Source organism: Marinospirillum sp. (genome assembly GCF_014859565.1).
Genome location: NZ_JACUUA010000173.1, coordinates 1 through 6,808, shown reverse-complemented (window position 1 = coordinate 6,808; position 6,808 = coordinate 1). Strand labels below are relative to the sequence as shown.

Here is a 6,808-nt window from a genome sequence, read left to right as displayed (position 1 = left end):
ATGAAACTTATTTATCCACAAGTGGTTGTGTTAACCGGCGCTGGCATTTCTGCAGAGTCAGGCATCAGCACCTTCCGTGATCAGAACGGCTTGTGGCAGAACCATCGTATTGAAGAAGTGGCATCACCCGATGCCTTTCGCCGCAACCCTGCCATGGTTCACCAGTTCTACAACCAACGGCGTGCACAGTTGCAGCTGCCGGAAATTCAGCCCAATGCTGCTCATCTGGCCTTGGTTGAGTTTGAAAAAGTGCAGCTTGAAGCTGGAGGGCGCTTTACGCTGATCAGTCAGAATGTTGATGACTTGCATCAACGTGCTGGAAGCCAAAACCTTTTGAGTATGCATGGTCAACTATTGCGTGCTCGCTGCAGTCTCAGCGGGCAAACACAAGCCTGGTCGGGCACTTTAAGCCTTGAAGACAAGTGCAGTTGCTGTGAGCCAGCGCAAGCATTGCGACCCGATATTGTTTGGTTTGGTGAGACTCCCTACCACCTTGATGCCTGTTACAAAGCGGTCGAACAGGCCGATCTGTTTATTTCGATTGGCACGTCCGGTCGCGTTTATCCTGCCGCCGGTTTTTTGGATGCTGCAGAATCAGCTTACTGCATCGAGCTGAATATGGAAAAAACCAGTCCAGATTTTGAAGACGGGTTATACGGACCCGCCACACAGGTCGTCCCTAGTTTTTTTCATTTTCTCATCGAGCAGATGCGGTCAGGGACAAGTTGAGTTGCAATAGCTGATCAGCCATTTGCATCAGCTCTTGGTACCAGGCCAGTTGCTCTAACCATTGATCTGGTAATGCCTCCACCCCATAGGCCGCGCCTGCCAGCTGGCCTGCAATGGCCGCTATGGTGTCTGCATCACCCCCGAGGTTGGCTGCCAACAATAAAGTGGACTCTAAATCGTCACCATGCCAGCAAGCCCACAAGGCATTTTCTAACGCTTCAATAACGTAGAAGCCTTTACCTAGCTCACTACGATGTAGAAAATGATATTCCCCATTGAGGATGCGTTGAATTGACTGCCCGTGAGGTATTCCAGGGTGAGCCGGGGATTGCAGCACACTCCGTAAAGACTCCCCCTGCAATACTCGATGCAACAGGCTGGCAAACACCAGTGAAGCGTCGATGCAATCTGGGCTGGCATGAGTGGTACGCGTGCTGTCGATGGTCCAGCGCCACAAACTCTGGATATCGTTTCTTGTAGCCATCACCACAGGTACCAGTCGCATCAGTGCACCATTACCACTTAGTGCTGGTGATGCGTCACCCATCCAAGGATCCTGGCTCAGGTTAAACCTGGACAGTGCTCGTCTTGTAGTGTTGCCGATATCAAAGCAATTCCCCGTGCAGCTTAGATAGCCTTCACTGTACCAGCGCCAATAGCGCTGCATTTGATCATGCGCACAGAACCCCTGCTTTTCTACCAAGCTGGTTGCCAGACACAGTGCCAGGCTAGTGTCATCCGTCCATTCACCGGGCTGTAACTGCCAAACACCGCCGCCGGTAAAACCAGAAACAGGCTCAAACGTATCTCGGCCTTCAAACTCCAGTGCAGCACCCAGTGCATCACCACAAGCCAGGCCTAACAGCGCTCCAGAATAACGAGATGAGTCAGTCAACAATTCTTAAAGCTCCTGTGTTGCGATCAGAATCACCCGCGTATGCATGCGACTAAATATGTCGCAATGACTCGCTGGGCTGCGGCAATTGCTCTCCCTTTTGCAGATTTGATGTGCTACTGGTAAAGCAAGCTTCCTGTGCACGCGCCAACACTTGGCCATGCAAATTAGACCAAGCCTCAAAGCGTGGATGGCAAAAAATCGCTTCTGCACGTTGCATCTGCTCCGCTTCATCCTGCCCTTCCATCGCATCCATCATCGCCAGGGTGGCAAAGTCGCTGGATAGTGCTAACCCTATGCGAAAGAAATGCTCCAGAAAAAGTTGCTGCTCAGCTGCATCCTTAGCGCGCCAAAGGTGATAAGCCAGAGCTGCACATAAGGCAAAGCGCTGATCGGCACGCCCTGGTGGTTCAAAAAGCAATTCACCACGCAGCAGAGCGGGGATATCCGGCAGCTGCTCGGCCCAGCGAGCAAAACCTAAAAATTCAGTTGCTGCTCCTTCACCAACCAGACCGTGCACCATCAGCGCCAATGCATCCCAGCTGAGTTGCTGACGATGTTGCAGTAAGTGCGCCACCCGCTCCCAACTGCGGGGGCTAGGCCAGCCTCGCTCCAAATTGCCGGACATGCTGAAAAAAGCCTGAGGGCGAAAGCGCAGGAACGCACTCACCAGTGGATCCAGTGCGCGGGATGCAGCCCAACGAACCCACTCCTCCAGATCAGGAGCCAGTTCCAGGTGACAGAAGCGGTTGGCCAGTGCGCTTGAAAAGGTCATCGCTACCGCACGATCCTCACTGCGATTCCCTGCTGCACAAATTAACCAGCCATCAGGCACCTGATACAGTTCACCCAGCCGCCGATCCAAAATGAACTCATAAGCTGCCACTTGCAAAGTCCGGTCTGCGGCTGTCAGCTCATCGAACAGGATGATGCCTTTGCTATTAGGATTGCGCGGCCACTCAGATGACAGCAACCAGCGCACCTGATCACCGTCTGGAACCGGAAGGCCCCGCAAATCAACAGGTTCGCGCTGCGCCAGGCGCACATCAATAAAGCCGATTTGCAATTCCTTGCACAACTCACGTATCACCGTGCTTTTTCCAACACCGGGCGGTCCCCAAAGCATCACCGGGGGCAGGCAAGATGCCAGATCTGGCTGCTGCCAAAGCAGTTGTAACTGGTGCTGCAAAATTTCTCGGGTCTGGATCAGCGTCGCGGTCTGAGTCATAGGCATCCTCCGTAATTAGTTTTATTTAGCTTAACAGCAGTGTGCGACACAATAAGACGCAACAACGCAAAACCAGGTGCATACACCTTGCATCGAGCTGTACACATCACCACTGGTCAAACAAGTTAATTTGGGGTAGCTTCCCTAAAATGAAAAAAGGAGTGCTGGATGGCACAGATCTACCCCCGACTCAGTGAGCAGGAGCTCAACCAGCTTCCTTCACGCGCAGAAGCCAAGGTGTATCGCTGGCTACGTGAACTAGACTTTGATGGCCTGGAAGTGTACTTCAGCCTCGCCACCCAAACCCGCGATAACAAAGGCACCTGGATCGGCGAAATCGACTTTCTGCTGTTCCACCCGCAACACGGCATTCAAATCTGGGAAGTCAAAGGCGGTGGCATTCGGCTAGACGGTCAAGGGCGCTGGCTGACGGAGGGCAACAGCGGCACCCATGAATTAAAAAACACGCCACTGGCACAGCTGAAAAAATGCAGCAACAGCCTTCTGCAAGGCATGGAAAAGGCCCTGGGAACCAGCATCAGACTACCCATCGCTCCGGTGTTGGTGTTTCCTGATACCCACCGCTGGGAGGGTGACTTTCCTGAAATGGCAGTGAACCAAAACCACTTCCTGCTGGCTCCGGACTTCAACCCCCTGCAAGCCACCCAGATCATCCATCGCTTCAAAAACACCGCTTTTGCTGGTCCTCAGGCCAGTAACAGCCTGCCATTAACCAGCCAGCAAGCCACACTGATCCGCAGCCGCCTGCTGCGCCCGGCTTGCGCTCTGGTCAGCACGGGTGCGGATCAGGCGCGGGCACTGGAAGCGGAACTCTTGCGCCTCAGCCATGAACAGCAATGGGTGTTGCGCTTGCTGGAGCACATCCCGCGTATGGCAATCTTCGGTGGTGCAGGTACCGGTAAAAGCTTGCTGGCTCGCTTGCGGGCACAGGAGCTGGCACAAGCAGGCAAAAAAGTATTGCTGCTCTGTTTTAACATCGCGCTGGCGGACGCTCACCGCAAATCACTAGGGGAAGATCCCTCAGATGAAAACATTGAGGTCGCGACTTTTCACCAGCTGTGTGAAAGCCGCGCCAGAGCCGCAGGTCTCGCCTGGCAGATCCCCAACGACCCTGCAGCAGTAGGCCGCTTTTATAATGAAACCGCACCCAATCTGCTGCTCGAAGCCCTGGAGCAAAACCCCGAGCAGTGGGATGCCCTGGTGGTTGATGAAGCTCAGGACTACGAGCCTGATTGGTGGCTGGTGATCAGCGAGTTGCTGAAACACGAGGCGCACATCACTCTGGTGGCCGATCCTGAACAAAACCTCTACGCACGCAACTTTTCTCTGCCGGTGGATGTATTTGATGGGCTGGTGCCTTACCCCTTCAAACTCCACCAGAACTACCGTAATGCATACGAAATTGCTACTTGGCTGAAGGCCAACCACAAGGAAGCAGCTGAACCCGGTGAACACCTGCCCAACAGCAACCAGCCGGTTGAAGTCATCCGCTGGAAAACGCCACAGCAACAGCTGCAGGCACTTGAGCAAGTCATTAGCAAGCTCGAAAGCCAGGGTTTTGGTCCCAGCGACATGCTGCTGCTCACTCCGTTCAAAGTCGAAAAAAGCGAAACCCTGCAAACACTGCTGAATGAAAAACCCCAATACCAGTCATGCGCCTACAACATCGCAGCCGTTAAAGGACTGGAAGCCAGCGTTGTCATCCTGCTGGACCTAGGCAGCAGCGAATGGGCCAGCAAACCCCAGATTGAATACGTGGGGGCTTCCAGGGCGAAAGTGGTTTTGAAAGTCTTGAAAAAGAGCAGCCAAGGATGAGTAAGCCGTTCATGATGCGCACTTATGGGCAATCACATTCAACCACCTCTCACTCCTGAGCGGTCTGATGTCTTCCGTTACCCATTGCTGAAAAAGCTTAAGCTTTGGGCAGCCCTTTAACAGCGCCTGCATTTTTTGCTCATCCATGTCAGTGAACACTCGTCCATCTTTTTCTCTTTGACCGTTGCCATATTTAAACGACATATACCAAAAGCCACCAGGCTTGAGTGAGTTGGTCAGTTGAGTGAAGACGTTAGGTAGCTCAGCTTCGGGTAAGTGTAGTAACGATGCGCAAGTCCAGATTCCATCATAGGCTTCAACCTCATTAATGGACTCGAACATTTGGAGCTTAACAGGTAGCCCTGTGTATTCGCTGGCCAGCTTGACCATCTCCACTGACGCATCCATGGCATCGACCTGAAATCCCATTTCCAAGAATGCCTTGGCATCGCGTCCAGATCCACAGCCAGCATCGAGAATGCGCCCCTTGGGTTTGAGTCGCTGGATGAAGGGGCGGTAGAGTTCACACATATCAACTTGAATGGTATCTTTGAAGAAAGACTCAGCGTTTTGGTTATAGAACTCTAGTGTTGTCATAACATTCACGGGTTCAAGAGTGGATTAATATCATTAAGCAAGGATGAGCACCTTTGAAACAGCCCATTGAAAACAGTCCCGCTTTTCCTCCTCGGCTGTTAGAAATTCTAACGCAGCGCCTTCAGTCCTTGGGTTTTTCCATCAAGAGGCCTTTGCTAAGGGGCTTGCTCTTTCATCAGCCAGGGACTGATACCGCCATTATGGTGGATCATGGGTCTTGTGATCGCAACCACCCCTACTCTTATACTGAATACACCAAAGAGCAAAACGGGCTGATGCATCGGCATGTTCGGCTATTTCGAATGCTGATTGATGACCAGGACGAACTCGAGCATGAGTGGAAACTGCTTCAAACTTACCTGAACCGCGATTTTAGCGAGGATGAAATTAGGGCTGGTGGTAATCGTGCCCTATCCGAGATTGATCCGACCCTGCCAGAAGCTCATTTCGAGCAGGCTTTTATTGAGTGCTATGGTCGTGAAGCGCTTGACTGTGTTGTTCGCGAACACCCCATGATTGATGTTCACGGACAGACACGCTGGATTGACTACTATGTTCGGCGGGCAGATGGCCGTGATGTTGCCATAGAAAAGAACGGGGAGACCTATCACCACCCGATCATTACCGGCAAGCTCCAATATCGACGCCAACTGGTTAAGCAGAATTCCTTGGCAGCTTATGGCGTCAAGGTCTTTCGTTGGTCATTGGAAGGGATGCGGTTTGTTGAGAACTTTCATGAGGAGCTAAAGCGCTTCTTAGGTTCCGCTGAGTCTTTTGAATTGGCTCAGAAGATCAGTGTGTCACGCTCTTTTAAATTACTGGATCACCAGGTCAATCAGCTTGAAGCAATGCGCCAGGCAAGAGCAGAGGGTAAGAATGCCTTTTTAGTGGTCTTGCCGACCGGAACAGGCAAAACTGAGGTGTTGATTGCTGATCTGGTTGAGCAATATCACGCTGGTTCAGCCAAGAAAGGTTTGGTGATGGTGCCTTCCAAGCAGTTAAAGCAAGACCATATTCAAAAGATTTCAAAACGCTTGGGTGATCATGGTCTTCATGCTTGGCAAGTCGGTGAGGGCTTGGATAATGATCTGGTGGTGCAAACCTACTCGATGATGAGCCGCCTTTTTACGCACTTACCAGCGGATCAGTTTGATTATCTCGCGGTGGATGAAGCGCATCACGCGACTGCGCCGACTGTGAAGAAGGTCATTCAGCATTTTCAGCTGAAAACCCTGGTCGGCTTAACGGCAACCGACCAACGGCTGGATGCGCAAAAGCTAGAGGATATCTTTGGCAGCTACGAAACTGACCTGAGTTTAGTCGAGGCAATTAAACAGGGGCTCTTATCACCTATTAACGCTTTTAGGCTTCACAGTAATCTGGATTTCAGCGAGATTCGTTTTAACGGTAAAGACTATCTTTCCACTGATCTGCAAAGGCATGTGATTGTGCCCTCAAGGGATCAACTGGTTGTCGATACTCTGCTCAAATACTTTGTTGATACTGAGCTAGATCGCAAGCAG

The 6,808-nt window shown here is 51.9% G+C and carries 6 protein-coding genes; 3 read left to right on the top strand and 3 right to left on the bottom strand.

Annotation, left to right across the window (positions count from 1 at the left end; translation table 11 throughout):
• A partial coding sequence (locus IBX50_RS15575; RefSeq protein ID WP_366930741.1) for an NAD-dependent deacylase occupies positions 1-729 on the top strand: 729 nt, incomplete at its 5' end.
• Here IBX50_RS15575 and IBX50_RS15570 read toward each other — a convergent pair.
• On the bottom strand, positions 698-1,624 hold the full coding sequence (locus IBX50_RS15570; RefSeq protein ID WP_292257215.1) for an ADP-ribosylglycohydrolase family protein: 927 nt from the start codon (positions 1,622-1,624) through the stop codon (positions 698-700). The genes IBX50_RS15575 and IBX50_RS15570 overlap by 32 nt on opposite strands.
• Positions 1,625-1,676: 52 nt before the next feature.
• On the bottom strand, positions 1,677-2,852 hold the full coding sequence (locus IBX50_RS15565) for an AAA family ATPase (RefSeq protein WP_292257214.1): 1,176 nt from the start codon (positions 2,850-2,852) through the stop codon (positions 1,677-1,679).
• Between the two features lie 168 nt (positions 2,853-3,020).
• On the opposite strand from IBX50_RS15565, the gene IBX50_RS15560 reads away from it, so the two are divergent.
• Positions 3,021-4,688, top strand: a complete 1,668-nt coding sequence (locus IBX50_RS15560) for an AAA family ATPase (RefSeq protein WP_292257213.1) — start codon at positions 3,021-3,023, stop codon at positions 4,686-4,688.
• A gap of 9 nt (positions 4,689-4,697) precedes the next feature.
• Here the strand turns inward: IBX50_RS15560 and IBX50_RS15555 are convergent, their stop codons facing one another.
• Complete coding sequence (locus tag IBX50_RS15555; RefSeq protein WP_292257212.1) at positions 4,698-5,285, bottom strand: bifunctional 2-polyprenyl-6-hydroxyphenol methylase/3-demethylubiquinol 3-O-methyltransferase UbiG; 588 nt, start codon at positions 5,283-5,285, stop codon at positions 4,698-4,700.
• A 302-nt stretch (positions 5,286-5,587) separates the two neighbouring features.
• Here IBX50_RS15555 and IBX50_RS15550 point away from each other — a divergent pair.
• A partial coding sequence (locus tag IBX50_RS15550) for a DEAD/DEAH box helicase family protein (RefSeq protein WP_292257211.1) occupies positions 5,588-6,808 on the top strand: 1,221 nt, incomplete at its 3' end.

Excerpts from the sequence above, each read along its gene's own strand:
- IBX50_RS15565 (WP_292257214.1), bottom strand. The coding sequence starts at position 2,852 with ATGACTCAGACCGCGACGCTGATCCAGACCCGAGAAATTTTGCAGCAC.
- IBX50_RS15560 (WP_292257213.1), top strand. The coding sequence starts at position 3,021 with ATGGCACAGATCTACCCCCGACTCAGTGAGCAGGAGCTCAACCAGCTT.
- IBX50_RS15555 (WP_292257212.1), bottom strand. The coding sequence starts at position 5,285 with ATGACAACACTAGAGTTCTATAACCAAAACGCTGAGTCTTTCTTCAAA.